Annotated in this window: 22 protein-coding genes and 1 tRNA gene; 17 read left to right on the forward strand and 6 right to left on the reverse strand. The window is 69.5% G+C overall.

The features are described 5' to 3' along the window. Positions 1 to 3 precede the first annotated feature (3 nt). Both ACZ7IB_RS04275 and nudC read left to right on the forward strand, forming a co-directional pair. Complete coding sequence (locus tag ACZ7IB_RS04275; protein WP_470909053.1) at positions 4 to 1,398, forward strand: dipeptidase; 1,395 nt, start codon at positions 4 to 6, stop codon at positions 1,396 to 1,398. Positions 1,399 to 1,442: 44 nt separating this feature from the next. Then, positions 1,443 to 2,390 (forward strand): NAD(+) diphosphatase, encoded by a 948-nt coding sequence (gene nudC, locus ACZ7IB_RS04280; protein WP_093897476.1) that lies wholly within the window; start codon positions 1,443 to 1,445, stop codon positions 2,388 to 2,390. Between the two features lie 109 nt (positions 2,391 to 2,499). On the opposite strand, the gene ACZ7IB_RS04285 is transcribed toward nudC, so the two are convergent. Continuing rightward, complete coding sequence (locus ACZ7IB_RS04285; protein ID WP_093897475.1) at positions 2,500 to 2,754, reverse strand: mycoredoxin; 255 nt, start codon at positions 2,752 to 2,754, stop codon at positions 2,500 to 2,502. A 217-nt stretch (positions 2,755 to 2,971) separates the two neighbouring features. On the opposite strand from ACZ7IB_RS04285, the gene ACZ7IB_RS04290 reads away from it, so the two are divergent. From ACZ7IB_RS04290 to ACZ7IB_RS04310, 5 genes are all read left to right on the forward strand, one after another. Continuing rightward, a complete protein-coding gene (locus tag ACZ7IB_RS04290) occupies positions 2,972 to 5,164 on the forward strand; it encodes an ATP-dependent DNA helicase UvrD2 (protein WP_470909055.1) in 2,193 nt (730 codons plus the stop codon). Between the two features lie 165 nt (positions 5,165 to 5,329). Then, positions 5,330 to 5,662, forward strand: coding sequence for a hypothetical protein (locus tag ACZ7IB_RS04295; protein ID WP_093897473.1), 333 nt, complete (start codon positions 5,330 to 5,332; stop codon positions 5,660 to 5,662). Positions 5,663 to 5,835: 173 nt separating this feature from the next. Then, positions 5,836 to 6,204 carry a WhiB family transcriptional regulator gene (locus ACZ7IB_RS04300; RefSeq protein ID WP_030915514.1) on the forward strand — a complete coding sequence of 123 codons (369 nt, stop codon included), beginning with the start codon at positions 5,836 to 5,838 and terminating at the stop codon, positions 6,202 to 6,204. A gap of 32 nt (positions 6,205 to 6,236) precedes the next feature. Then, positions 6,237 to 6,560 (forward strand): hypothetical protein, encoded by a 324-nt coding sequence (locus tag ACZ7IB_RS04305; RefSeq protein ID WP_470909510.1) that lies wholly within the window; start codon positions 6,237 to 6,239, stop codon positions 6,558 to 6,560. Positions 6,561 to 6,739: 179 nt separating this feature from the next. Beyond that, on the forward strand, positions 6,740 to 6,955 hold the full coding sequence (locus ACZ7IB_RS04310) for a hypothetical protein (RefSeq protein ID WP_470909058.1): 216 nt from the start codon (positions 6,740 to 6,742) through the stop codon (positions 6,953 to 6,955). A 97-nt stretch (positions 6,956 to 7,052) separates the two neighbouring features. On the opposite strand, the gene ACZ7IB_RS04315 is transcribed toward ACZ7IB_RS04310, so the two are convergent. Further along, entirely contained in the window at positions 7,053 to 8,447 is a 1,395-nt protein-coding gene (locus ACZ7IB_RS04315; RefSeq protein ID WP_470909060.1) for an ABC1 kinase family protein, read from the reverse strand. Between the two features lie 41 nt (positions 8,448 to 8,488). Beyond that, positions 8,489 to 9,634: a ThiF family adenylyltransferase gene (locus ACZ7IB_RS04320; protein WP_470909062.1), complete on the reverse strand. Its 1,146-nt coding sequence runs from the start codon at positions 9,632 to 9,634 to the stop codon at positions 8,489 to 8,491. A 220-nt stretch (positions 9,635 to 9,854) separates the two neighbouring features. On the opposite strand from ACZ7IB_RS04320, the gene ACZ7IB_RS04325 reads away from it, so the two are divergent. The 4 genes from ACZ7IB_RS04325 (at position 9,855) to ACZ7IB_RS04340 (ending at position 13,624) form a co-directional block, all read left to right on the forward strand. Beyond that, complete coding sequence (locus tag ACZ7IB_RS04325; RefSeq protein ID WP_470909064.1) at positions 9,855 to 10,478, forward strand: M48 metallopeptidase family protein; 624 nt, start codon at positions 9,855 to 9,857, stop codon at positions 10,476 to 10,478. Positions 10,479 to 10,585: 107 nt separating this feature from the next. Continuing rightward, positions 10,586 to 12,160: a TerD family protein gene (locus tag ACZ7IB_RS04330; RefSeq protein ID WP_470909066.1), complete on the forward strand. Its 1,575-nt coding sequence runs from the start codon at positions 10,586 to 10,588 to the stop codon at positions 12,158 to 12,160. An 11-nt stretch (positions 12,161 to 12,171) separates the two neighbouring features. After that, entirely contained in the window at positions 12,172 to 12,852 is a 681-nt protein-coding gene (locus ACZ7IB_RS04335; RefSeq protein ID WP_470909067.1) for an AIM24 family protein, read from the forward strand. A 16-nt stretch (positions 12,853 to 12,868) separates the two neighbouring features. Next, entirely contained in the window at positions 12,869 to 13,624 is a 756-nt protein-coding gene (locus ACZ7IB_RS04340; RefSeq protein ID WP_470909068.1) for an AIM24 family protein, read from the forward strand. Positions 13,625 to 13,706: 82 nt separating this feature from the next. Here the strand turns inward: ACZ7IB_RS04340 and ACZ7IB_RS04345 are convergent, their stop codons facing one another. Together ACZ7IB_RS04345 and ACZ7IB_RS04350 are read right to left on the reverse strand one after the other, a co-directional pair. Next, positions 13,707 to 14,255, reverse strand: a complete 549-nt coding sequence (locus ACZ7IB_RS04345) for an NUDIX hydrolase (protein WP_470909070.1) — start codon at positions 14,253 to 14,255, stop codon at positions 13,707 to 13,709. Next, positions 14,252 to 15,715, reverse strand: coding sequence for a zinc-dependent metalloprotease (locus tag ACZ7IB_RS04350; RefSeq protein ID WP_470909072.1), 1,464 nt, complete (start codon positions 15,713 to 15,715; stop codon positions 14,252 to 14,254). The genes ACZ7IB_RS04345 and ACZ7IB_RS04350 overlap by 4 nt, the downstream gene beginning before the upstream one ends. Positions 15,716 to 15,907: 192 nt before the next feature. Here ACZ7IB_RS04350 and ACZ7IB_RS04355 point away from each other — a divergent pair, with 192 nt between their 5' ends. The 3 genes from ACZ7IB_RS04355 to ACZ7IB_RS04365 all read left to right on the forward strand — a co-directional run bounded on the left by ACZ7IB_RS04355 (position 15,908) and on the right by ACZ7IB_RS04365 (position 19,199). Beyond that, the gene (locus ACZ7IB_RS04355) at positions 15,908 to 17,050 is read left to right on the forward strand and encodes an SDR family oxidoreductase (RefSeq protein WP_470909074.1); all 1,143 of its coding nucleotides are present in this window, start codon (positions 15,908 to 15,910) and stop codon (positions 17,048 to 17,050) included. A 138-nt stretch (positions 17,051 to 17,188) separates the two neighbouring features. Beyond that, positions 17,189 to 17,650 carry a molybdenum cofactor biosynthesis protein MoaE gene (locus ACZ7IB_RS04360; RefSeq protein ID WP_470909076.1) on the forward strand — a complete coding sequence of 154 codons (462 nt, stop codon included), beginning with the start codon at positions 17,189 to 17,191 and terminating at the stop codon, positions 17,648 to 17,650. A gap of 451 nt (positions 17,651 to 18,101) precedes the next feature. Then, complete coding sequence (locus tag ACZ7IB_RS04365) at positions 18,102 to 19,199, forward strand: YlbL family protein (RefSeq protein WP_470909078.1); 1,098 nt, start codon at positions 18,102 to 18,104, stop codon at positions 19,197 to 19,199. Between the two features lie 30 nt (positions 19,200 to 19,229). Here ACZ7IB_RS04365 and ACZ7IB_RS04370 read toward each other — a convergent pair whose 3' ends face one another. Further along, positions 19,230 to 19,799 carry a PPA1309 family protein gene (locus ACZ7IB_RS04370; protein WP_470909080.1) on the reverse strand — a complete coding sequence of 190 codons (570 nt, stop codon included), beginning with the start codon at positions 19,797 to 19,799 and terminating at the stop codon, positions 19,230 to 19,232. Positions 19,800 to 19,927: 128 nt separating this feature from the next. Between ACZ7IB_RS04370 and ACZ7IB_RS04375 the strand changes: the two genes are divergently transcribed. The 3 genes from ACZ7IB_RS04375 (at position 19,928) to ACZ7IB_RS04385 (ending at position 25,330) form a co-directional block, all read left to right on the forward strand. After that, positions 19,928 to 22,858 (forward strand): UPF0182 family membrane protein, encoded by a 2,931-nt coding sequence (locus ACZ7IB_RS04375; RefSeq protein ID WP_470909511.1) that lies wholly within the window; start codon positions 19,928 to 19,930, stop codon positions 22,856 to 22,858. 52 nt (positions 22,859 to 22,910) lie between these two features. Further along, positions 22,911 to 22,984 (forward strand) — tRNA-Met (locus ACZ7IB_RS04380). 213 nt (positions 22,985 to 23,197) lie between these two features. Then, entirely contained in the window at positions 23,198 to 25,330 is a 2,133-nt protein-coding gene (locus tag ACZ7IB_RS04385; protein ID WP_470909082.1) for a tetratricopeptide repeat protein, read from the forward strand. Positions 25,331 to 25,367: the final 37 nt, after the last annotated feature.

The raw sequence follows: 25,367 nt of genomic DNA on the forward strand, positions 1-25,367 counted from the left end.
GCCATGAGCGACACCCCGGACAGCGCCGTCCGTACGTACACCGAACAGCACCGCACAGCCTTCCTCGACGACCTCGCCGACTGGCTGCGCATCCCGTCCGTGTCCGCCCAGCCGGTCCACGACGGGGACGTACGACGCAGCGCCGAGTGGCTGTCCGCCAAGCTCAAGGAGACCGGCTTCCCGGTCACCGAGATCTGGGAGACGCCCGGCGCTCCCGCGGTCTTCGCCGAGTGGCCGTCCGACGACCCGGACGCCCCGACGGTCCTCGTCTACGGGCACCACGACGTGCAGCCCGCCGCCCGCGAGGACGGCTGGGACACCGACCCGTTCGAGCCGGTGATCCGCGACGGCCGCATGTACGGGCGGGGCGCCGCCGACGACAAGGGGCAGGTGTTCTTCCACACCCTCGGCGTCCGGGCCCACCTCGCCACCACCGGCCGCACCACCCCGGCCGTCAACCTCAAGCTGCTGATCGAGGGCGAGGAGGAGTCCGGTTCACCGAACTTCCGCGCCCTGGTCGAGGAGCAGGCCGCCCGGCTCACCGCAGACGCCGTGATCGTTTCCGACACCGGCATGTGGGACGAGAGGACCCCCACGGTCTGCACCGGTATGCGAGGCCTCGCCGAGTGCGAGATCGAGCTGTACGGCCCCGAGCAGGACATCCACTCCGGCTCGTTCGGCGGCGCGGTCCCCAACCCGGCGACCGCCGTGGCCCGGCTCGTCGCCGCACTGCACGACGCGGACGGACGGGTCGCGATCCCCGGTTTCTACGAGGGGGTGACGGAACTCACCGACACCGAGCGCGCGCTCTTCGCCGAGCTGCCCTTCGACGAGGCCACCTGGCTGCGTACCGCCAAGTCACGAGCAGCGTCGGGCGAGGCCGGCCACTCCACGCTGGAACGCATCTGGGCCCGCCCCACCGCCGAGGTCAACGGCATCGGCGGCGGCTACCAGGGTGCCGGAAGCAAGACGATCATTCCGTCCTCCGCTCTGGTGAAGATCAGCTTCCGGCTGGTCGCGGGCCAGGACCCCGACCACATCCAGCAGGTGGTCAGGGCCTGGGCCGAGGCACAGGTCCCGGCCGGTGTCCGTCACCGGATCGCCTTCACTCCCGCCACCCGCCCCTGTCTGACCCCGCTGGACCACCCCGCTCTGCAGGCCGTGGCCCGCGCCATGGGACGGGCCTTCGGCCAGAAGATCCTCTTCACCCGCGAAGGAGGCTCGGGACCCGCCGCCGACCTGCAGGACGTGCTCGGCGCGCCCGTCCTCTTCCTGGGCATCTCCGTACCGTCCGACGGCTGGCACGCCCCCAACGAGAAGGTCGAACTCGACCTCCTGCTCAAGGGCGTGGAGACAGCCGCCCACCTCTGGGGCGAGCTGGCCGCCGCACTCCGCTGAATCCTCTGAACACCCGATCCATACCGGGGGAGTAGGAAGCACCTGTGAGCACCTTCGACAACGCCACCGCAGACCGGCCCATCGGCCTCACGGCGCCCAGCGGCATCGACCGCGCGGCGCACCACCGCCTCGACGAGGCCTGGCTGTCCGCCGCGTGGAGCCACCCGACCACCCGCGTGTTCGTCGTCTCCGGCGGGCAGGTGCTGATCGACGACACCGCCGACGGCGGTACGGAGATCGTCATGACCCCGGCCTTCGAGGCCCCGGTCACCGAGACCCACCGGTACTTCCTCGGCACCGACGAGGACGGCGTCAGCTACTTCGCGCTCCAGAAGGACTCCCTGCCCGGCCGCATGGACCAGCCGGCCCGCCCGGCCGGCCTGCGCGAGGCCGGACTGCTGCTCGGCCCCCGCGACGCGGGCCTGATGGTGCACGCGGTGGCCCTGGAGAACTGGCAGCGCCTGCACCGCTTCTGCTCGCGTTGCGGCGAGCGCACGGTCATCGCGGCAGCCGGCCACATCCGCCGCTGCCCGGCCTGCGGCGCCGAGCACTACCCGCGCACCGACCCCGCGGTCATCATGCTGGTGACGGACGACCAGGACCGCGCCCTGCTGGGCCGCCAGGTGCACTGGCCCGAGGGCCGCTTCTCGACGCTCGCGGGCTTCGTCGAGCCGGGGGAGTCGATCGAGCAGTCCGTGGCCCGCGAGGTGTTCGAGGAGGTGGGCGTCACGGTCGGCGAGGTCGAGTACATCGCCAGCCAGCCCTGGCCGTTCCCGTCCAGCCTGATGCTGGGCTTCATGGCACGGGCGACCTCGTCGGAGATCGACGTGGACGGTGAGGAGATCGAGGAGGCCCGCTGGTTCTCCCGCGAGGACCTGACGGCGGCCTTCGAGTCGGGCGAGATCATGCCCCCGTTCGGCATCTCGATCGCGGCCCGCCTGATCGAACTCTGGTACGGCAAGCCGCTCCCGAGGCCGGGAACCGTCGGCTGACGCACGGCGTACGGGCTGCGGCGCCCCCCGGACGCGTACAGGAACGCCCCCTCCACTAGAACTCAAGCTCGACCGGAGGGGGCGCGACTGTGCTGCGGGAGCGGCGTGATCAGGCGGCGAGCGCCTGCTTCACCTGGGCCAGGGACGGGTTCGTCATGACGGCCTCGACACCCGTGGAGCCGACCACCAGGACGGTGGGAACGGTCTGATTGCCCCCGTTGGCCTTCTCGACGAAGGCCGCGGAGTCCGGGTCCTGCTCGATGTTGATCTCGTTGTACGCGATGCCTTCGCGGTCCATCTGGCTCTTGAGCCGACGGCAGTAGCCGCACCACGTGGTGCTGTACATCGTCACAGTGCCCGACATGTCTTCGCGCTCCTCTGTCTCGTCAGTCTTGTCAGACTCGTCTGTCTCATCCGTCTCATCCGGCACGCGGAGAAGCTGGAAAGTGCGTCGCCGCACGGAAAGGGAACGTACGTGGGCCGACCACCATTCCCGCCACCGCCCCCGCATTAGTACGACAGATGCGGCCCCCTGTGGACAACCTCCGCGCCCGCCTCTTCCGACCTGGCAGCATGGCGGGGTGACAGCAGCAACGCATTCCTCCCTTTTCCCACAGGTTCCCGAGTCGGCCGACGCCGTGCTCGACGGCCTGGACCCCGAGCAGCGCGAGGTCGCCATGGCCCTGCACGGCCCGGTGTGTGTGCTGGCCGGAGCCGGTACGGGCAAGACGCGTGCGATCACGCATCGCATCGCCTACGGGGTGCGCGCGGGGATACTCCAGCCGGCAAGTGTGCTTGCCGTCACGTTCACCAACCGGGCCGCGGGCGAGATGCGGGGACGGCTGCGCCAGCTCGGCGCGGGCGGGGTGCAGGCGCGGACGTTCCACTCCGCCGCCCTGCGCCAGCTCCAGTACTTCTGGCCGAAAGCGGTCGGCGGTGACCTGCCCCGGCTGCTGGAGCGCAAGATCCAGCTGGTCGCCGAGGCCGCGGCCCGCTGCCGCATCCGGCTCGACCGTAACGAGCTGCGCGACGTCACCAGCGAGATCGAGTGGTCCAAGGTCACCCAGACCGTGCCCGCCGACTATCCGGCCGTGGTCGCCAAGACCCAGCGGGACGCCCCGCGCGATCCGGCCGAGATCTCCCAGATCTATGCGATGTACGAGCAGTTGAAGCGCGACCGCTCGTTGATCGACTTCGAGGATGTGCTGCTTCTCACCGTCGCCATCCTTCAGGACCGCCACGACATCGCCGACCACGTCCGCCGCCAGTACCAGCACTTCGTCGTCGACGAGTACCAGGACGTCAGCCCGCTCCAGCAGCGGCTGCTCGACCTCTGGCTCGGCGACAGGGACACTCTGTGCGTCGTCGGTGACGCCAGCCAGACGATCTACTCCTTCACCGGAGCCACCCCCGACCACCTGCTGAATTTCCGCACCCGCCACCCCAACGCGACGGTGGTCAAGCTGGTCAGGGACTACCGCTCCACCCCCCAGGTCGTCCATCTGGCCAACGGGCTGCTCGGCCAGGCCCGCGGCCGCGCCGCCGAGCAGCGGCTCGAACTGGTCTCACAGCGCGAGCCCGGCCCCGAGCCCGTCTATACGGAGTACGCGGACGAGCCCGCGGAGGCCGAAGGCACCGCTCGCCGCATCCGCGATCTGATCGCCGCGGGCGTCCCGGCCGGCGAGATCGCCGTGCTCTACCGGGTCAACTCCCAGTCCGAGGTCTACGAGCAGGCCCTGGCCGACGCGGGCGTGCCGTACCAGCTGCGGGGCGCGGAGCGCTTCTTCGAGCGCGCGGAGGTACGGGAGGCGGGCATCGCCCTGCGCGGCGCGGCCCGCGCGGGGGGCAACGACTCCCTGTTGGACGACGCGGAGGGGCTGCCGGCGGAGGTGCGCGCGGTGCTCTCCACCAAGGGATGGACCACGGAACCGCCCGCAGGCTCAGGCGCGGTGCGCGACCGCTGGGAGTCCCTGGCCGCACTGGTCCGGCTCGCCGAGGATTTCGAACAGGCCAAGCCGGGGGCGACGCTCTCCGATCTGGTGGCGGAGCTCGACGAGCGCGCAGCCGCCCAGCACGCCCCCACGGTCCAGGGAGTCACACTCGCCTCGCTGCACTCGGCGAAGGGCCTGGAGTGGGACGCCGTGTTCCTGGTCGGGCTGAACGAGGGCATGATGCCGATCACCTACGCCAAGACCGACGAGCAGATCGAGGAGGAGCGTCGGCTGTTGTACGTCGGCGTCACCCGGGCGCGCTTCCATCTCTCGTTGTCATGGTCGCTGTCCCGCTCGCCCGGTGGCCGCGCCGGACGGCGCCCGAGCCGGTTCCTGAACGGACTGCGCCCCGGCTCGGTGGCCCTCGGTACGCGCGGCGCGGCCGGAGGCGGCGGGATCGAACGGGGCCCCGGACCGGTCGCCAAACGCGGCCGTCGCGGCCCTGCCCGGTGCCGGGTCTGCGGCAAGACCCTCACCGATGCGGGCGAGATGAAGCTGATGCGCTGCGACAACTGCCCCTCCGACATGGACGAGGCGCTGTACGAGCGGCTGCGCGACTGGCGGGCGGTCCGGGCGAAGGAGATCGGCCAGCCCGCGTACTGCGTATTCACGGACAAGACGCTGATGGCGATCGCCGAGGCGGTGCCGGGCAGCGCGGGCGAACTGGCCGGGATCGCCGGGGTCGGCGCGCGGAAGCTGGACCGGTTCGGGACCGCGGTCCTTGCCATTTGCGCAGGTGAGACGGTGGAAGAAGGGCTCGGGAACGCCGTTGACGAGGTGTGAGAAAAACTCGTCGAAAAAATAGTTTGCGCCCGCCCCAGTCATCACCATAGGTTCTTAACCACGGGAACAGCGACTTCTCTGAAGCCCTGGTCCTGTGCTGTACTTATCCGAATACGCAGGACCGGCCCGCCGGTCCCCCCGAGACGCCGAGAGGAGGCGATTGAAGTGATCAGCATCATCGAGACCAACAAAATGACCGATCTCTCGGTCGTCTCCGCCTGCTCGCTCGGCCTCGCCTGCTCTTCGGAGTTCTCGCTGCGTGGCACCGGTCTGTCCGGCATTTCCGCCGTCAGCCCGCTGTCCCTGTCGAACCTCCCCGTGCGGGAGCGCAATGAGCGACCGACCCAGGCACCGGCAGCAGCAGTAGCGAAGGGACAGGCCCAGGCCTATGCCTTTGCGGCCGTCGGTGCAGGAGCGGAATCCGGCGCCAAGAAGCAGACGATGCACCACACGATGTGGGCCTTCCGTGGGCCTGAACCCTGGAGTGATCCAGCCTGATTCAGAATCAGGCCGGCGCCTTCAGGGCCGCGGAACCCCACTCGGGATCCGCGGCCCTTTTGTTTTGTCCAAACGGACGAGACAGCGCGAAGGAGCCTCGGGACAAGCAACACCCGGTACCAGCCGCCCCCCGGCCAACAGGCCGGAACGACCAGACGAGGACACCACCCACCGTGCAACTCGAAGCGCACGCCCCGTCCGTACCGCCTTCCGAAACGATCCCGCCGCCCGGCCTCACGGAGGACTCCACCTTGATCCCCCTCACCGCGCTCACCGCGCTCGACGACGCCATCGAGAACCTCGGCGTGCCCGTCCCCTGCCGCTCCTACGACCCGGAGGTCTTCTTCGCCGAGTCGCCGGCCGACGTCGAGTACGCCAAGTCCCTCTGCCGCACCTGCCCGCTCGTCGAGGCCTGCCTCGCCGGCGCCAAGGAGCGCCGCGAGCCGTGGGGCGTCTGGGGTGGTGAGCTCTTCATCCAGGGCGTTGTCGTTGCTCGCAAGCGGCCGCGTGGCCGTCCGCGCAAGAACCCGGTCGCGGCGTGACCGCCGGACTGGGGGTCACGGCCCCCAAACCCATGAAGCGCATCGGAACCATCGACCGCCCCCACACCCACGATCCCCGAAATCAGGCACCAATGTCCGTCCCCACGAATGAGCCCGTCGGCTCCGCAACACCGAACGTCACGATCATCGGCGCGAACGACTCGCGTCAGAACAGGACCCGCGAGATGCAACTCATCCCAGAAGCCCTGGCTCGTGCTCATATGCACGACCGCCTGAGGGAAGCCGACTCGCAACGCCAGGCCGTGCGCCTGGTCGCCGCGCGCCGGATGCAGCGCCGGGCCGAGCGCGCCTCGATGCGTGCCCGCCGGGCGCTGGCCATGGCAGTCATGCACTAGTCAGGCCGAACACCAGCAGCACCCGCTGCCGGGCAGCCGCTCTGCCCAGCAGCAATCAGTACCCATAGTCAGTACCCCTTCCGCGGGGCCGGTCCGAACGGGCCGGCCCCGCGGTCGTGCTGTGCGGTCGTGCTGTGTGGTGCCGCGCGGCACAGCAGAGACGGAGTTATCGTCACGAGGTGGACGAGGAGACTCATCACCGGATTCAGCAACCCGCGCAGAGGGACACCGCCGTGGTCGTCTGTGCCCTGTGCGGTACCTCCGCCGACAGCGGGAGCGCACCGCCGACCTGGATCTGCTCCGTGGAGAACGGCAGACACCAGTACTTCTGTGAAGAGTGCGCCCGCACTCATATCAGGGCGATCGAGAGCCGTCTCGACTCTGCCTGGTGGTGACGCCCCTGGTGGCGCCGCCCAGGCATGATGGTCCGGGGCGCGACGCTCCGGGTCGTGAGTACAACCCGGGCCCGGTCCTGGGGGCTCGAAGGCTGCCCTACGTGCCGGCGGCCACGTCGCCCGCCAACTCCTGTACCACGGACTCCTGCTGATCCTCCACCAGGAACCCCGGCACCCAGGACTCCAGTTCGTCACGCAGCCGTACCGTCGCACCCAGCTGGCACAGCACCCCGATCGTGCTCAGCGTCACCCGGTGTATCAGCAGATAGGCGGGCGGCAGATTCAGCTGCTTGCCGAGCTGATGAGCGGGGGAGCGGGGATCCGCAATCCGGGCCGCCTGATTGCGCATCCAGCTCCGGGTGAAGGTGAACTCCTCCACCTGTGCCGGTTCGATGATCGGGAGGAGATATTCGAGCACCTCATCCGGGTCGAGGTCGATCGAGTCCTTGACGAACCCCTCCTCGCGCAACAGTTCGTACACCGCATCCGCATCACCCGACAGGGTCAGCCGCAGGGAGTCCCCGATCGGCCGCGGCAGACCACCCGGCAGCCGGTCAACCGTGCCGAAGTCCAGCACTCCGAGCCGCCATTGCCCGGCCTCGCCGGCATCGTCCTTCGGGGGCAGCAGCCGGAAGTTGCCCGGATGGGGGTCCGCGTGCAGCAGCCCGGTGCGCGCTGGGCCCGAGAAGAGAAAGCGCGCCAGCAACTGGCCGGCCCGGTCCCGCTGCTCCGGCGTGCCCTCCGCGATCACGTCGGCCAGCGGAACACCGTCCATCCACTCAGTCACCAGAACCTGGTCGGACTGGTGCACCACACCGGGAATCGCCACATCCGGGTCGGCCGCGAACTCCTGGGCGTGGTCCCGCTGCGACCGTGCCTCCTGCTCGTAGTCCAGCTCCTCCGAGACCCGGTCGCGCAGCTCCGCGATAAGCGGCTTGATGTCCATTCCGGGGATCAACGGACCGAGCAACCGGGCGAACCTGCTGAGTTGGGTCAGATCCGAGAGCAGCGCCTCTCCGGCGCCCGGATACTGCACCTTCACCGCGACTTCCCGCCCGTCGTGCCACACCGCCCGGTGCACCTGACCGATCGATGCGGCGGCCGACGGCTTGTCCTCGAATTCGAGGAACAGCTCCCGCCAGTCCTCGCCGAGCCGCTCCTCCAGCACCGCGTGCACGGTGCCGCTGGGCATGGGAGGTGCCGCTTCCTGCAGTTTGGTGAGCGCCGCCCTATACGGTCCGGCGACCTCCTCGGGCAGCGCCGACTCGAAGACGGACAGGGCCTGCCCCAGTTTCATCGCCCCGCCCTTCAACTCGCCCAGGACCTTGAAGAGCTGATCCGCAGTGCGCTGCTGCACCTCCCGGGCGACCAACTCCGCCGACTTCCCGCCGATCCGCTTGCCCAGACCCCACGTGGCGCGGCCGGCGAGGCCCAGTGGCAGGGCGGCCAACTTGGCGGTACGGGTGACCGCTTTCCGGGGTAGATCAGACATGAGCCCCTCCAAATCCCAGACTGCCGTACCGCGTGCGGCGGTTACCCGGCCATTGTGTCGTGCGCCGCTTCGACCCCGGAGACGCGCTCCCCCTCAGTGTGCCCAGCCGCTCCGCAGGAACAGCCGAGGTGCGCCAGGATCTGCTCGGACCGCCAGTCCAACAGCGGCAGCGCGGCCTCCCAGCGGGTCCCCGTACTGGCGGGCAGCTCCCCGTCCAGGAAGGACAGTGCGTGGGCGGCCGCCAGACCGGCCACCGCAGTCGCCAGCCCCAGGTCACAGGCCTGCACCGCGGTGCGCCGCCCGGACTGCCACTGAGACAGCATCCTTGGCCACTGCTCATCCCGGTCCGCACGCTCCAGCGCCAGACACCCCGCGCACGCCGTACCCCCGGGCAGGACCAGGGGGCCGACCACTCCCGTCGCCTCCATCACTCCGGCATAGAGATGGGGAGTCCCCGAAGCGATCCACGGTTCGGCCGGACGCGGGTCGGGGGCGTACACCCCTAGGCCGTCGCGAGGGGCGACCACGATCAGTGACAGCCCCGGCTCACCACCCGCCGAGGAACCCGCCGTCTCCGATGCCCGGGGAGCCGAACCCGCGGCGGACCTGCGCACCAACTGCCGGGCGGCGGTGTCCCTGCGCTCCCCGACGGCTGCCGGTGGTAGCCCGCCGGGTGAGACGTCCCACGGCTCGGTGCACCCGCCGTCCAGAACCTCCACCTGGCCCACCCCGGATCCGGACAGCACCGCCGCGATCGCGGCACCGACCCGGCCGGCACCCCGCACCTGGACCCGCATCGCCCGGCGGGCCGCCAGCCGCCGCATCCCGCCGCCCGGCTCGGGATGGACGACGGAGAGCGACGCCAGATCGGGGCGGTGCCGCTCCAGGGCGCCGGGCCGGTTCCGTAGCGCATCGGTCTCCGGGCCGACAGCCCGCACATCGTCGATCAGGCCCGCATCCGTCAATCGGCCCACCAAGGTGTCCACTTGAAGGTCCGACAGATCCAACGCACGGGCTTCCTCGCGCAGCAGCGGCAGGCCGCGCGTACCGTCGAGCAGTTCCAGAAAACAGCCCGTCGCGATATCCATCGGACCGAGCTTCACCGCATGAGCGGGGGTCACCCCGAATTGCACGGTGCCCCGGCCGCGCCATGCACGGCGCAGTGCGGGCTTCAACATCGGATACACGGCGTTCCCCCGGTCTGTGTTCCATGATCTCTGTGCGTGGGCTGTGGCCCGGATCTCCGCGAGATCCGTTGTCAGAATGCAGGCCGGCGTCGAAGTTTGCAGAAAGTTATCCACAGGCATGGGGTATTAGTCGTTCAAATGGTGCATGCCGTGGAGCGGATCAAGCGCGAACCGTCCCGGAGGCGGGACTTCCCCCACTGGCACCGGGTAACGTCATGGCGTGCCCGCCGACCCGTCACCCGGATTCGCCGGGGAGACCCCCGCGCGCAGCGCCGGAACCCATCAGCGCAGCGCGGCGGACCCTCCGCCCCGCGCCTCGGCAACGAGCGCGGTCGAGGTCCGCAGGAGCAATCGCCGCAGCAGAACGGTCTCCGCGTACCGGGAGGGAGACCGCACCATCGTGCTCATCCCTGCCCGGATGTCGGACGCCGAGGAGCAGCGCTGGGTGAACGTGATGCTCGACAAACTCGCGGCCCAGGAGAGCAAACGCATCCTCGGTGACAGCGAACTCGCCGAGCGGGCCGAACGGTTGTCCGCCCAGTATTTTCAGGGCCGGGCAAGACCCGCGTCGGTCCGGTGGGTGACCAATCAGAACACCCGATGGGGGTCCTGCACCCCGGCGGAGGGCAGCATCCGACTGTCGCACCGGCTGCAGGGCATGCCCGAGTACGTTGTCGACTACGTGCTCGTCCATGAGCTCGCGCATCTGCTGGTCCCCGGTCATGGGCCGCGATTCTGGCGGCTGCTGGAGGCGTACCCGCGGACCGAGCGGGCTCGCGGCTACCTCGAAGGGGTGGTGGCGGCCGACCGGCTGCCGCATCTGCCTGCTGCGCGCGGTGAGTGACGTTCGGCGATTCTGTACCGGGTGTGTACCGACTTAGCTCAATGTCGGAGTTTGCGGTTAGCCTGGCGCGACGCATTCACATTCGGGATGGGGGACGGTCGTTACGCATGGCCAGGGAATTCCAACGCGGCCACAAGGCCAAGATCAGCGATCTCACGCCGGGGACGGACCTGTACGTAGGTGTGCAGATCGCCGGCCCGGGACTGACCTTTGACATCAGCTGCTTCGGCCTCGATGCCAATGAGCAGCTCTCCGACGACCGGTATTTCATCTTCTTCAATCAGCCTAAATCGCCCGAGGAGTCCATTCAGCTCCTCGGCGCCCAGGCCGGTGACACCGAGTCGTTCCGCGTCACTCTGGACCGCATTCCGGCGAACATCCACAAGCTGTCGTTCACGGCGACGGTCGACGGCGCCGGGCAGATGTCCCAGGTCGGCCCCGGATACATCCGGATCGTCGCGGGTGGCGAGGAAGTCGTCAGGTACGCCTTCAACGGCTCGGAGTTCACCACCGAGCGTGCGGTGATGCTGGGCGACTTCTACCTGAAGGACGTGTGGCGGTTCGCCGCCGTCGGCCAGGGCTTCGACGGTGGCCTCGACGCGCTGCTGAAGAACTTCGGCGGCGAGGTCGCCGAGGAAGAGCCCGCCGTACCTCAGCCGCAGGCAGCCGCCCCGTCGTTCGCCCCGCCCGCCCAGGCGGCCGCACCGGCTCCCGCCCCGTCCTTCGGCGCCCCGGCCGCACCGCAGGCACCCCAAGCCCCGCAGCCGGCCCCGTCCTTCGGCGCCCCGACCCCCACGCCGCAACAGCAGATGCATTCCGCGCCGACGATGGCAGCCCCGATGGCGCCGTACGGTGGCACGGTGCCGCCGCCCGTCCCCGCCCCGGCTCCGTACGGGCAGCCGGGCCAGCCGTCCCAGCAGCCGCAGTTCGGGCAGATCCCCGGCCAGCAGCCCGCCGCCCCGTACGGGCAGCAGCCGCCCGGTATGCCCCAGGGAGTACCGCAAGGCGTGCCGCAGGCCGGGGCCGGTCTTCAGGCCGCGCTCCAGCCGTACAAGGAGACGGCCACCGGGCAACGTTGGACCCCGCAGAACCAGCAGCTCATGCGGATCGACCTCACCATGGGTGGCACGCCCGTGCTCGCCCGCCAGGGCAGCATGGTGATGTACCAGGGCAAGGTCGACTTCAGCTACAAGGGTGCCGGTTTCGCGGGCCGCATCGTCGGCAATTCCACCGGCCAGGAAATGCAGCTGATGCGCTGCACCGGCCGCGGACAAATCTTCCTGGCCGAGGACGGCTCCCATCTGCACGCCATCGAGCTGCAGGGCGACGGCATCTGCGTCTCGGCGGAGAACGTCCTCGCCTTCGACGAGTCGCTGCAGCACGAGGTCCGCAGGATCGAGGGTCACGGCATCCCCGGCGGCGCCCTGTTCACCATGCAGTTCCAGGGCACCGGCACGGTCGTCGTCAAGACTCACGGCGTCCCTGTCGTCCTGCCCGTCACCCCGACCACCTTCGCCGACTGCAATGCCGTCGTGGCCTGGTCATCCGCGTCCCAGGTGATCATCTCCAGCCAGGTCCGGCTGCGCCGCAACGCGTACCCGGGACACAGCGGAGAGACCGTGAACCTTCAGTTCCGGGGCGCCCCCGGCAACTTCATCGTCGTCCAGCCCTACGAGGTCTGAGGGAGCCCGTCATGAACCAGCAACTCGCGGGCTACGCCCCGACCCCCGTCACGGCCCGTATGGAGAACCACGGCCGTACGATGCTCAAGGTCGCCATGGCCACCGGCCAGGACCTCTACGCACGTACCGGCTCGATGGTCGCGTACGAGGGCTTCATCCAGTACGAACCCAACCCGCCCGCCGTCCGCCAGATCGCCTCCCAGTGGATCACCGGCGAGGGCACACCGATCATGAAGTGCTCCGGCGACGGACTGCTCTACCTCGCCGACTACGGCGCTGATGTGGTCGTCATCAACCTCAACAACGACTCCCTCTCGGTCAACGGCACCAACGTCCTCGCCTTCGACGGCCATCTCACCTGGGGCGTGGAGCGGGTCAAGGGCCTCGCCAAGTTCGCCGGCCAGGGCCTGTGGAACGTCTGCATCTCGGGCACCGGCTGGGTCGCCATCACCTCGCGCGGCACACCGATCGTCGTCGACTGCGGACGCGGCGAGGACGAGACCTACGTCGACCCGGACGCCCTCGTGGCGTGGTCCCCGAACCTCAAAGTGAAGGGCAAGCGCAGCTTCAAGGCATCCTCGCTCATCGGGCGCGGCAGCGGCGAGGCGTACCAGATGGCTTTCTCCGGCCAGGGCATCGTCGTCGTACAGCCGAGCGAGGACAGTACCGACCGCCTGCGGATCCGGAACTGAGGGGGGAGAACACACCGTGCAGAGTCCGCTTTTCAGCTACACGGAACAGCAGTCCCAGGACAGGTACACCGTCCAGAACCCGCAGCTCCTGCGGGTCTCGCTGACCGGCCAGGACGACGTCCTCGCCCGCAAGGGTGCCATGGTCGCCTATCAGGGACTGATGGAGTTCGACGGCGAGTACCAGTCGCACGGGCAGCGCCGCGCCCGCGCGAGCACCGGTGAGGGCCTGGACCTGATGCGCTGTTCCGGGCAGGGCACCGTCTACCTCGCCAACCTCGCGCAGTACATCCATGTCGTGGACGTCGACCATGACGGCATGACGGTGGACAGCGCCTACGTCCTGGCGCTCGACTCCTCGCTGCACACCGAGGTCATCGCGGTGGACAGCCAGTACGGCATTTCGGGCACCGGCAAGTACCAGCTCAACATCTCCGGCACCGGCAAGGTCGCTCTGATGACCTCGGGCCAGCCGCTGATGATGCAGGTCACGCCGGACAAGTACGTCAACGCCGATGCCGACGCGATCGTCGCCTGGTCCAGCTCGCTGCGCGTGCAGATGCAGGCCCAGACGCACTCCTCGGGCGTCTGGCGGCGGAGTGGCAACACCGGCGAGGGCTGGGAGCTCAGTTTCCTGGGCCAGGGCTTCGCCCTGGTCCAGCCGAGCGAGGTGCTGCCCCCGCAGAACCACGAGATCGGCCAGGGCGCCCGGGCCCAGTACGGAATGGGCCAGCACGGCGCCCACGGCCAGAACCAGAACAACTCCTGGAACTGAGCCGCAGCGCACCGGCACGGACGACACGGCTGAGGGGCGGTCTTCCCGGAGACCGCCCCTCAGCCGTGCCGCATGTTGCTCCCTACCCGCGCTGCTCCAGGGCTGCGCGGACGCGCGTCATCAGCCGCACGACCGATGTATCGGCCACCGACGCGACCTCGTCGTACGCGAACCAGCGCAGGTCCAGCGACTCGTCGCTGATCTGCTCCGTCGCGCCCGACGGCGCCAGCGCCGCGTACTGCACATCCAGATGCCAGTGACAGGGCGCGGGGATCGGGTGGCGGTCCAGCGTCACCGGCCCGCCCGCGAGCAGGGTCAGGCCGCTGATGCCGGACTCCTCGGTGGCCTCACGCAGCGCCGCGGCGGCCAGCGTGCTGTCCTGCGGCTCGCAGTGGCCGCCCATCTGCAGCCACATCTGCAGCTTGCGGTGCAGGGTGAGCAGGACCCGGCCGCGCTCCGGATCGATCACCAGTGCGCTGGCCGTCAGATGTCCGGCTTCGCAGGCCTTCCACATGCCGTCGGCATGCCGGACCAGGTGGTCCAGATAGACCTGGCGCAGTTCCTCCTGGGCCGGGTCCACCCGGTTCTCATACCCCTTCAGCACGAGAACGGCGTCGTCGTACAGGCTCACTGGTCGGTTTCGCCCTTGCCGTCGCCCTTGCCGTCGCTCTTCCGGTCGCCGGCTTCCTCGGAGCCCGCGTCGCCCGTTGCGGCCCCGGGCCTCTGCGGACCCTTCGCGGCCTCTCCGAGCATCTTGTCCAGCTCGGAGAAGTCCAGCTGCTCGTGATGCACAAAGCCGTCCGGATCGTCCAGGTCCTGGGCGGTCGGCAGCATGTCGGGGTGCTCCCACAGGGCGTCGCGCCCGTCGAGACCGCGGGCGTCCGTGAGCGACGCCCACAGGCGCGAGGCGTCACGAAGCCGCCGCGGACGCAGCTGAAGGCCGATGAGCGTGGCGAACGTCTGCTCGGCCGGCCCGCCGGAGGCGCGGCGCCTGCGCATGGTCTCGCGCAGTGCGTCCGCCGAGGTCAGACGGGACTTCGCCGCCTCGTGCACCACCGCGTCCACCCAGCCCTCGACCAGTGCGAGCGCCGTCTCCAGCCTGGCCAGAGCGGCCTTCTGCTCCGGCGTGTCCTCAGGCTGGAACATGCCCTGCTGAAGGGCGTCCTGCAGCTGCTCCGGCTGCGACGGGTCGAACTGGCCGACCACATCCTCAAGCTTGCTGGTGTCGACCTTGATGCCGCGCGCATACCCCTCGACGGCGCCGAACAGATGCGAGCGCAGCCACGGAACATGGGCGAAAAGCCGCTGGTGGGCGGCCTCGCGCAGGGCCAGATACAGACGCACCTCGTCCTGCGGCACGCTGAGGTCCTTGCCGAACCTCTCCACATTCAGCGGAAGGAGCGCGGCCTTGCCCGCCGGACCCAGCGGCAGCCCGATGTCGGTCGAACCGACCACCTCGCCCGCCAGCACACCGACGGCCTGCCCGATCTGCTGGCCGAACATCGCGCCGCCCATGGACCGCATCATGCCGATCAGCGGGCCCGCCATCGCCTGCATCTCCTCGGGCAGCACATCGCCCATGGCCAGACCGACGCGCTCGGCCACCGGGTCCACCAGCTTCTGCCAGGCGGGGAGGGACGCCTCGACCCACTCCGCACGGCTCCACGCCACGGTGGAGACCGAACCGGAGGGCAGCGACGTCACGCCGTCCAGCCAGAGGTCGGCAAGCCGCAGCGCCTCGTCCACCGCGGACCGCTCGGACTGGCCGACGCTCGCGTCCTTGGTGCCGTCCGGCGTGCCCTGCGAGACCGTCTGGCGGGCGATCTGCTTGGCCATGTCCCAGTTCACGGGGCCGCCCTCGTAGCTCAGCATCTGGCCGAGCTGCTGGAAGGCCGCACCCAGGTCGTTGGGGTTCATCGTGCCGAACATCGCCGCGAACGGGTTGTCCCCGCCCGCGCCGGGCCCGAAGCCGAACGGGTTCGCCGGCCCGCCGGAACCCTGCCCACCTCCGGTGGGGTCCTTCTTCTTGCCCTCGTCGCCGTTCTCCGGCTCCTCCGGCGGAAGGCCGAATCCGAATGGGGTGTCACTCACGGGTTTCCTCGGCTCGTAGGGCCGCCGGCTCGAACCGACGGCGACTGCCCGACATCACCATCCAGCGTAGACACCAAAAGTCCGCTTGGGGCCTCAGTGCTCCGCCGGCTCCCGGCCTGCGGCAGGATGGACGCCACCTGGTACGTACGCGTCATTCGGGTACGTACTGAAGACAACCGCTGGAGACGCCCGGTGAGTTCCCCAGATCCTCAGGTTCGCGCAGCGCGAAACCTGTCCGACCCCTCGACCGAGAACAAGCCCGTAAAGAGCCGCTCCAGGAACCGTGGCCCCGTCGTCGCGGTCACCGGAGCCGCGGGGGGCGTCGGTGAGCTGCTCACCGCACGCCTCGCGGCGTCCGAGGAGATCAAGCAGGTCATCGCCATCGACGAACGCCGAGGAGAAGCCTCCGAGGCGACCTGGCACATCCTCGACGTACGGGATCCCGCCATCGCGGAGAAACTGCGTGGCGCAGATGTCGTCGTGCATCTGGCACTCGATCTCGACCTGGAGACCGACCCCGCCGCCCGCACCGCCTACAACGTGCGCGGCACCCAGACCGTGCTGACGGCCGCCGCGGCCGTCGGGGTCCACCGGGTCGTCCTGTGCACCTCGGCGATGGTCTACGGGGCGCTGCCCGACAACGACATCCCGCTCGCCGAGGACGCCGAACTGCGTGCCACGGCGGAGGCCACCGGCGTCGGCGACCTCCTGGAGATCGAACGGCTCGGGCGTCGCGCACCCCGCGCCCACCCCGGCCTCAATGTCACCGTGGTCCGCCCCGCCGTCCTGGTCGGCGGTACGGACACCGCGCTGACCCGCTACTTCGAGTCGCCGCGCCTCCTGGTCGTCGCCGGATCACGCCCCACCTGGCAGTTCTGCCACGTCGACGACCTGGTCACGGCCCTGGAGTACGCCGCGCTGGAGAAGATCGACGGCGAGTTCGCGGTCGGCTGCGACGGCTGGCTCGAACAGGAGGAGGTCGAGGAGCTCAGTGGCGTCCGCCGGATGGAACTGCCCTCCGCAGTGGCACTCGGAGCCGCCGCCCGGCTGCACCGGATCGGCCTCACCCCGTCCCCGGCGGGCGATCTGGCGTACACGATGCACCCCTGGGTGGTCAGCGTGAGCCGACTGCACGACGCGGGCTGGCGCCCGAGCTGGACCAACGAGGAGGTGCTCGCCGCGCTCCTCGAAGAGGTCGAGGGCCGGCACACCGTCGCCGGACGCCGACTCGGCCGCAAGGACGCCACCGCGGCAGGTGCCGCCGGTGCGACCGTGGCGCTGCTCGGCACCGCCGCCCTGGTCCGCCGCGCCCGCAAGGCCCGCCGCCGGATCTAAGGCCCGCCGCCGGATCTAAGGCCCGCCGCCGGATCTAGGGGGCTGCGGTCCGTCTGTAGAAGGCTCCAAGGTCAGAGGCGGTCCGCCGGTGGAAAACGCTATTCCACGATGTCGGTGCGGTACGGCACCATGGGCCCCATGGCTTCCACCCACGACCACCCCGGCGAGCAGGCGGCAAGCGACCCCATCCGGCTGCTGGCGATTCGCGACACGCCGTTGTCGGTCGACGAGATCTTCCGGGCGGTCGGGGACGACGCCGCGGGCGGCACGGCGTTCTTCGTCGGTACGGTGCGCAACCACGACGGCGGTCAGGACGTCGGTGCGCTCGGGTACTCCTGCCACCCCTCGGCTCAGGACGAATTGCGCCGGGTGGCCGAGAAGGTCGTCGCGGAATTCCCGGTCCGGGCGCTGGCCGCCGTCCACCGGGTGGGCGACCTCCGAGTGGGCGACCTCGCTGTGGTCGTCGCCGTCTCCTGCCCCCACCGCGCCGAGGCGTTCGAGGCGTGCCGCAAGTTGATCGACGACCTCAAGCACGAGGTTCCGATCTGGAAGCACCAGCGCTTTTCGGACGGCACCGAGGAGTGGGTGGGCGCCTGCTGAGCGCAAGCCGATCGGGTGGTCGGCCGCCCCGATTTGCGTAACCGCACCCCTGCCGTGAGCGTTGGTCCTGCAGATGGTTAATCTGCTGATCGGTCAGTTGCGGTCGCTCATGGGGTAGGGAGGTCGTAATGGCAGCACTCGCTTGGTTGCTGATTCCGCTTTTCGCTGCACTCGGCGCTGCGATATGGGGAAGCTGGGTCGCCCGTAATCGCACGGCCGGTGATGTCTCAGAACTCGCCGGGTACGCCCGGTTCCGTGAGGCGATGGAGAAATCGCACTCCGGTTCCGATGTTGTCTGATCCTCCGTTGCTCCGTCGAATGTCCGCAGTCGCCAATCCGCACAGCGGTGCAGGCTGCCGACGCCCTCCGGCACAGCGCCACGCCGGGCTCCACGCCCCGTCCGGACCGGCCCCGACGGTGCACTGACAGACCCTTCCCGTACTGTCGTTCCATGCCACGCCGCACCGCGACGATGCTCGCCTCCATGCTGATCCTCATCGCGCTGCTCTGCGCAGGCGTGCTGATTCCCGTGCCGTATTCGGAGATGTCTCCGGGCCCGACCGTGAACACCCTCGGCAAGGTCGAAGGGGAACCGGTCCTGCAGATTTCCGGACACAAGACGTACCCGACGTCCGGCAACCTCAATATGACGACGGTCAGGGTCACCGGCGCCGACTACAACATGAACCTCGTCGAGGCCGTCTATGGCTGGCTGGCCCACGACAGTGTGGTCGTACCGCACGACACGCTCTACCCCGACGGCAAGACCGAGCAGCAGTCGACGCAGGAGAACGCCGAGGAGTTCAGCCAGTCGCAGGAGAGCGCCAAGGTTGCCGCCCTGACCGAGCTGGGCATCCCGGTGTCGTCGCGCGTCGTGGTCTCCACGGTCATCAAGGGCAGTCCCGCCCAGGGCAAGCTGCACGCCGGCGATGTGATCAAGCAGGTCGACGGCAACGCGGTGAAGCAGCCCGAGGACGTCGCGAAGCTCGTCACCCGTCACAAGCCCGGCGAGGACGTCACGTTCACGATCATCCCGGCGAAGACGGCGCAGGCGGCCGAGAAGGCAGACAAGGCAGACAAGGAGCCCGAGGGCAGCCGGAAGATCGTCATCACCACCGCGAAGGCTCCCAAGGAGAACCGCGCGATCGTCGGCATCCAGGCCGGGACGGACCATACGTTCCCGTTCCGGATCGATATCAAGCTCGCCGATGTCGGCGGCCCGAGCGCCGGTCTGATGTTCTCCTTGGGCATCGTCGACAAGCTCACGCCCGGGCAGCTGACCGGCGGCAAGTTCATCGCGGGCACCGGCACGATCGACGACAAGGGCAAGGTCGGCCCGATCGGCGGCATCAACATGAAGCTGGTCGGCGCGCGTGACGCGGGCGCCCGGTACTTCCTGACGCCGAACGACAACTGCAAGGCCGCAGCCTCAGACACCCCGAGCGGACTCACGCTGGTGAAGGTGAAGACGATCGACGACGCGAAGAAGTCGCTGGAGAAGATCCAGGCGGGGGACACGGCCGGCCTGCCGAGCTGCTCGGCAGGCTGACCGCGCCCCCTCGGCGGGGACGCGGCGGGGTCAGGCCTCGAAGGTCGCGGCCAGGGCGTCGGCCAGCCCGGGCACCAGGCCGGCGCCGGTCCGCACCTCGCTCGGGGAGTCCTTCTCGCGGAGCCGTACAGCCGACTCGCGCGTACCGTCCCGAAGGACGGCCACGGTCATCCGCACCTCCTGGCGCTCCGGGTGTTTGGCGACCCACTTGGTCAGCCGGGCATCGCTGAGCCCCTCCGGCACGGAGGCCTCGGCGGACGGCGGCAGCATCAGCCGCTCCACCGTCATCGCGCATCCGATCACCGCGTCGGGCCAGGCGATTGTGGCGAGGAACTCGTCCAGGGCGGTGCCCGGCGGAAGCTCCTCCTGCTCGATGGGGGTGAGTGAGGCGGTCGGGGAGTCGGAGCTGTCGAGACCGAGCTGGGCGGCGAGACCCGGCTCCTGGGTCCGCAGCCGGGCGGTGTCGACGAGAGCGAACAGCCGGGCCGGCTGGTCCCAGCCGAGGCCGGAGATGTACTCGTCGATTTCGAGCACGGCGACGGTGAGGGGGCTAGCGGCCATCGGGGGGCCTGAGGGGGAAACGTTGGGCATGGCCAACATCCTGCCTCCTTCCGCCCCGGGAACGGGAACTAGGTAAAGCCTCAGTAAGTTGCATAGGTGGGCTCTACGATCGCTGGGCCCGCTTCACACGACCCGCGAACTTCGAGGTGCGCACGTTGGCTTTCCAGATGCCGGACCGCGGCGGAGGCCCGACCGGGCCACGGATCAGAGTCGGCCGCCCGTCCCGGCGCGCCCGTACCCTGCTCATGACACTGGGCGTCCTGGCGGTTCTCGCCATGGCGTTCGTCATGTTCGCCGGGTTCTGGACGGACTGGCTCTGGTACCGGTCGGTCGACTATTCGTCCGTCTTCACCACCACCCTGTGGACCAAGATCGGGCTGTTCCTCGTCTTCGGACTGCTGATGGCGATCGCCGTCGGCCTGAACATCTGGCTCGCGCACCGGCTCCGGCCGCCGCTGAGCGCGATGTCGCTGGAGCAGCAGAGCCTGGACCGCTACCGGATGAGCCTCGCCCCGTACAAGAAGTGGGTGCTGCTCGCGATCACCGCGCTCGTCGGACTGATCGCCGGAGCATCAGCCTCCGGTCAGTGGCGCACCTGGCTGATGTATGTGAACGGCGTGGCGTTCAACCAGAAGGACCCCCAGTTCCATCTGGATGTGTCCTTCTACGCCTTCGACCTGCCCTGGTACCGCTTCCTGCTGGGCTTCGGCTTCGCGGCCACGGTGCTCTCGCTGATCGCCGCCGCGCTGACCCACTATCTGTACGGCGGCCTCCGCATCACCAGCCCCGGCGCGCGGGCGACCGGCGCGGCCACCGGCCATCTGTCGGTGCTGCTCGGTGTCTTCGTCTCGCTGAAGGCCGTGGCGTACTGGCTCGACCGGTACGGCCTGGCCGTGAAGTCCAGCGACTTCAAGGCCACGGACAACTGGACGGGCCTGCGGTACGTGGACGCCAACGCCTACCTTCCGGCGAAGACCATCCTGTTCTGCATCGCCGCGATCTGCGCCGTGCTCTTCTTCGCCACGCTCTGGCGCCGTACCTGGCAGCTCCCGATGATCGGCTTGGGTCTGATGGTGCTCTCGGCGATCCTGATCGGCGGGCTGTACCCGGCGATCGTGCAGAAGTTCCAGGTCCAGCCGAACGAGCAGGCCAAGGAAGCGCCGTTCATCCGGAAGAACATCGAAGCGACGCGTGACGCGTACGACATCGACAACGCGCAGGTCGACGACTACTCGGGCAAGAGCACGACGAACGACGACGCCAAGCTGCGTGCCAGTGCGGACGATGCGGCCAGTTACCGGGTGATGGACCCCAACGTCGTCTCCCCGGCCTTCCAGCAGCTCCAGCAGAAGAGGAACTACTACCAGTTCCCCAAGACGCTGGACGTGGACCGCTACAAGGACGCCGCCGGCAAGGACCAGGACACGGTCATCGGTCTGCGTGAGCTCAACCTCGACGGCATCCCCAAGCGCAACTGGATCAACGACCACTTCACCTACACCCACGGCTACGGCGCCATCGCGGCCCGGGGCACGACGACCGGCAAGAACCCGAAGGGCTCCCCGGACTTCACCGAGTCAGGTCTGCCGACCACGGGTGAGCTCGGCAAGTACGAGCAGCAGATCTACTACGGCGAGAAGACCGAGCAGTACTCCATCGTCGGCGGGCCCCAGAAGGAGCTCGACTACGAGGAGGACGGCGAGAAGACCACCAGCTACCAGGGCAACAGCGGGGTCAGTCTCTCCAACGCCTTCAACCGTGCCGCGTACGCGGTGTCGTTCAGTGAGCCGCAGATCCTCTACTCGGGGGCCATCGGCGAGGGCTCGCGGATTCTCTACAACCGCACGCCCAAGGAGCGCGTCGAGGCGGTCGCCCCGTGGCTGACCATCGACGGCGACGCCTACCCGGCCGTGGTGAACGGCCGCATCCAGTGGGTCGTCGACGCGTACACCACCACCAATGGCTACCCGTACGCCTCCCGTACGACGCTCGGTGACACCACGGCCGACTCGCTGACCACCAACCAGCGCGCGGTCGTCGCCCAGCAGAACCAGGTCAACTACATCCGAAACTCGGTGAAGGCCACCGTCGACGCGTACGACGGCAAGGTCAAGCTCTACGAGTGGGACACCGAGGACCCGGTCCTCAAGACCTGGCGCAAGGCGTTCCCGGGGACGGTGGAGCCGCGGGCCGATATCCCCAAGGACCTGATGGACCACCTGCGGTACCCGCAGGACCTGTTCAAGGTGCAGCGCGAGCTGCTCACCCGCTACCACGTCACCAACCCCGCACAGTTCTACAGCGGCAGTGACGCCTGGCAGGTCCCGGACGACCCGACCAACAAGGAGTCCGGCGCCGTCCCGCCGTACTACCTGAGCATAAAGATGCCGGACCAGACGGCCCAGAAGTTCTCGCTGACCACCACCTTCACTCCGAAGGGGCGGCCCGACCTCGGGGCGTTCATGGCGGTGGACGCGGATGCGGCCAGCAAGGACTACGGCACGATAAGGCTGTTGAGAGTCACCACCACGGTGAAGGGCCCCGGTCAGGTACAGAGTGAGCTCAACGGCAACGACGATGTCGCCGAGTTCGTGAGAAACCTCAAGGGAACCGACTCCGACATCGAGTACGGCAACCTGCTGACCGTGCCGCTCGAAGGAGGCTTCCTCTACATCGAGCCGGTGTATACGCGCGGCGGCACGCAGAACTATCCGCTGCTGCGCAAGGTCGCCGCCTCCTACGGGTCGAAGACCGTATTCGAGAACAGCCTCGGGGAGGCGCTCAACGCGGTCTTCGGGGTGACGGGCTCCGGCACCACCGAGCCGCCTGCGGAGACCACCCGGCCACCAGGCACCACGCAGCCACCGGCCACCGGTGACGCGGCGCTGAAGAAGGCGATCGCGGATGCGCAGAAGGCCTACGCGGAAGGCGAGGCAGCCCTGAAGAAGCAGGACTGGAGCGCCTACGGCAAGGCCCAGGCGGATCTGCAGGACGCGTTGCAGCGTGCGGCGGCCGCCCAGCCCAAGTCGGGTAGTGCGAATAATGCGGGCAATTCGGATAGTGCGGATAAAGCGTCCGATGCCGGCAGTGGTGGCTGAGTAACTCGGTAAAGACTCACCCCCGCGTCGTGGTACGGTTTGAACACAACGACGCGGGGTGGAGCAGCTCGGTAGCTCGCTGGGCTCATAACCCAGAGGTCGCAGGTTCAAATCCTGTCCCCGCTACTGAAAGACGAAGGCCCGGATCCTTTCGAGGATCCGGGCCTTCGTCGTGCCGCGACGACTTTCTTGTGCGGTGGGTGTGAAGTGCGGTTCGCGGGGCACGAGTTGAGCTCGGACGTGTTTGACTTATCTCTCTGTGGGCATGTCGACAAAACGCTGAAGTGACCTCACTGGCCGCGATATACCAGGTGTACGCGGGTTGTAGGTGGTGCGACGATGGTATTTATGGGGGACAGGGCAACTCTGTTGGAGACAGGGCGGTTTGTGCAGCGTCACGTTCATCGGCCGGATAGCGTGATGAATGCGGCTTTTGGTGTTGCCGCCGCGGAGAGCAGCGAGACCACTGAAACCACTGAGATCATCGGGACGACCGAGACCGCCGAGACTGTGGGGTGTGCCGCGACCGTCGAGAGCACAGAGGGTGCAGAGAGCACGGGGAGCACTGGGGTCGCCGGGAGCGCCGGGGCCATTGAGGCCGCAGAGAATTCCGAGCCCCCGGAGAGCCTCGAGACCCGGGAGAGCCCGGAGAGCGCCGAGAGCGAGGCGCGCCACCGTCGCGCCGCCGACGCCGGGGACACCACGTCGATGAGCGTCCTCGGTGCCCTGCTGCTGCGCCGCGGCGATCTGGACGGTGCCGAGCCCTACCTGCGTGCGGCCACCGCCGACGGCGACCGGGCCGCGGCCAACAACCTGGGCGTCCTCCTCCATCAGCGCGGATACACCGACGACGCGGCCGGCTGGTGGCGTATCGCAGCCGTTGCGGGTTCCGCCGCCGCCGCGCACGCCCTCGGTCGCCACTACCGCGAGCGGGGCGACGAGCCCGGCGCCGAGTACTGGCTGCGGCAGTCCGCCGAGCAGGGCCATGCCCTGGGTGCATACGCCCTTGCCGACCTGCTGGAACACCGTAGCGACGTCGGCGCCCAGCGCTGGCTGCGTGCCGCCGCCGAGCAGGGGCACCGGGAGGCCGCGTACCGCCTCGCGCGCATGCTGGACCGCAACACCGCCGACGACCCGCACGACGCCTTCGGCCGCCCGGGCCTGGGTCCCGGACCCGGCGCGGGCGCAGCCGGTCGTCCGGGTGCCACCCCCCGTTCCGCGGTGCGCTCGGACGACGGCCCCGTGGCCGGTCCGGCGACCGGGCGCGTGGGCGAGGCCGAGCAGTGGTACCGGCAGGCCGCCGCGCGCGGCCACCGGCGTGCCGCCCTGCACCTCGGCGCCATCCTCGAACAGCGCGGCGAGCCCAAGGAGGCCGGCCGCTGGTACCTCATCTCCGCGAAGGCCGGCGAGGCGCGGGCCGCCTGCGCGCTCGGATTCCTGCTGCGTGACGCGGGCGACGAGGAGAGCGCCGCCGTGTGGTGGCTGCGCGCCGCCCAGGACGGCGACGGGAACGCCGCCAACGCCCTGGGCGCCCTGCACGCCGCCCGTGGCGAGCAGCAGACCGCCGAGCGCTGGTACCGCGCCGCCATGGACGCGGGCGATGTCAACGGTGCCTACAACCTGGGGCTGCTCTGCGCGGCCCAGGACCGTACGGCGCAGGCCGAGCAGTGGTACCGCCGCGCCGCGTACGCGGGCCACCGCGAGGCCGCCAACGCACTGGCCGTACTCCTGCTCCAGGCGGGCGACGCGACCGGCGCCGAGCCCTGGTTCTCCAAGGCGGCCGAGGCGGGCAGCGTCGACGCGGCCTTCAACCTCGGCATCCTGTACGCCGGACGCGACGAGGACCGTACGGCACTGGTCTGGTACGAGCGGGCCGCCGCGGCAGGTCACACCGAGGCCGCGCTCCAGGTCGGCATGGCCCTGCTGCACCACGGGGAGGAGCAGGCGGCCGAGCGCCATCTGCGCTGCGCGGCGGGCGGCGGCAGCGCCGAGGCCGCCTTCCGGCTGGCCGGCGTGCTGGACTCGCGGCAGCCGCCGCCCGGACCTCCCGCGCTCGGCGAGCCGATGCCGGAGAAGACCGAGTGCGAGGAGTGGTACGAGCGGGCCGCCGAGCAGGGGCACCGCCGCGCCCAGGTGCGGGTCGGGATGCTCGCGGCGGCCCGTGGTGACGTGGACAGCGCCGCCCGCTGGTACGGCGAGGCCGCCGAGTCGGGCAGCCGCAACGGCGCCTTCAACCTCGGGCTGCTGCTGGCCCGCGAGGGCAGCGAGCGCGAGGCCGCGCTGTGGTGGAGCCGTGCCGCGAACGACGGGCACGGTCGGGCCGCCCTGCGCCTCGCCTTGCTGGCCGCCCGCCGCGGGGAGCTCGCCGAGGGGCAGCGCTGGTGCGCACGGGCGGTCGAACTGGGCCCGGCGGAGGTCGCCGAGCGGGCTGCCCGGCTGCGCGAGGCGCTGCATCAGGAGCTGACCGCGTAGCGGTGCGCGGCGGCCGGCGCACGGCCCGCAGAAACGG

The sequence above is a fragment of the Streptomyces sp. NPDC037301 genome, from assembly GCF_055602785.1.

Bases quoted from the DNA above. Each gene is read 5' to 3' on its own strand.
- ACZ7IB_RS04365 (WP_470909078.1), top strand. From the start codon at position 18,102: ATGCCACGCCGCACCGCGACGATGCTCGCCTCCATGCTGATCCTCATC.
- ACZ7IB_RS04305 (WP_470909510.1), top strand. From the start codon at position 6,237: ATGAAGCGCATCGGAACCATCGACCGCCCCCACACCCACGATCCCCGA.
- ACZ7IB_RS04375 (WP_470909511.1), top strand. From the start codon at position 19,928: ATGCCGGACCGCGGCGGAGGCCCGACCGGGCCACGGATCAGAGTCGGC.
- ACZ7IB_RS04285 (WP_093897475.1), bottom strand. From the start codon at position 2,754: ATGTCGGGCACTGTGACGATGTACAGCACCACGTGGTGCGGCTACTGC.
- ACZ7IB_RS04385 (WP_470909082.1), top strand. From the start codon at position 23,198: ATGGTATTTATGGGGGACAGGGCAACTCTGTTGGAGACAGGGCGGTTT.
- ACZ7IB_RS04275 (WP_470909053.1), top strand. From the start codon at position 4: ATGAGCGACACCCCGGACAGCGCCGTCCGTACGTACACCGAACAGCAC.
- ACZ7IB_RS04370 (WP_470909080.1), bottom strand. From the start codon at position 19,799: ATGTTGGCCATGCCCAACGTTTCCCCCTCAGGCCCCCCGATGGCCGCT.
- ACZ7IB_RS04360 (WP_470909076.1), top strand. From the start codon at position 17,189: ATGGCTTCCACCCACGACCACCCCGGCGAGCAGGCGGCAAGCGACCCC.
- ACZ7IB_RS04335 (WP_470909067.1), top strand. From the start codon at position 12,172: ATGAACCAGCAACTCGCGGGCTACGCCCCGACCCCCGTCACGGCCCGT.
- ACZ7IB_RS04330 (WP_470909066.1), top strand. From the start codon at position 10,586: ATGGCCAGGGAATTCCAACGCGGCCACAAGGCCAAGATCAGCGATCTC.
- ACZ7IB_RS04315 (WP_470909060.1), bottom strand. From the start codon at position 8,447: ATGTCTGATCTACCCCGGAAAGCGGTCACCCGTACCGCCAAGTTGGCC.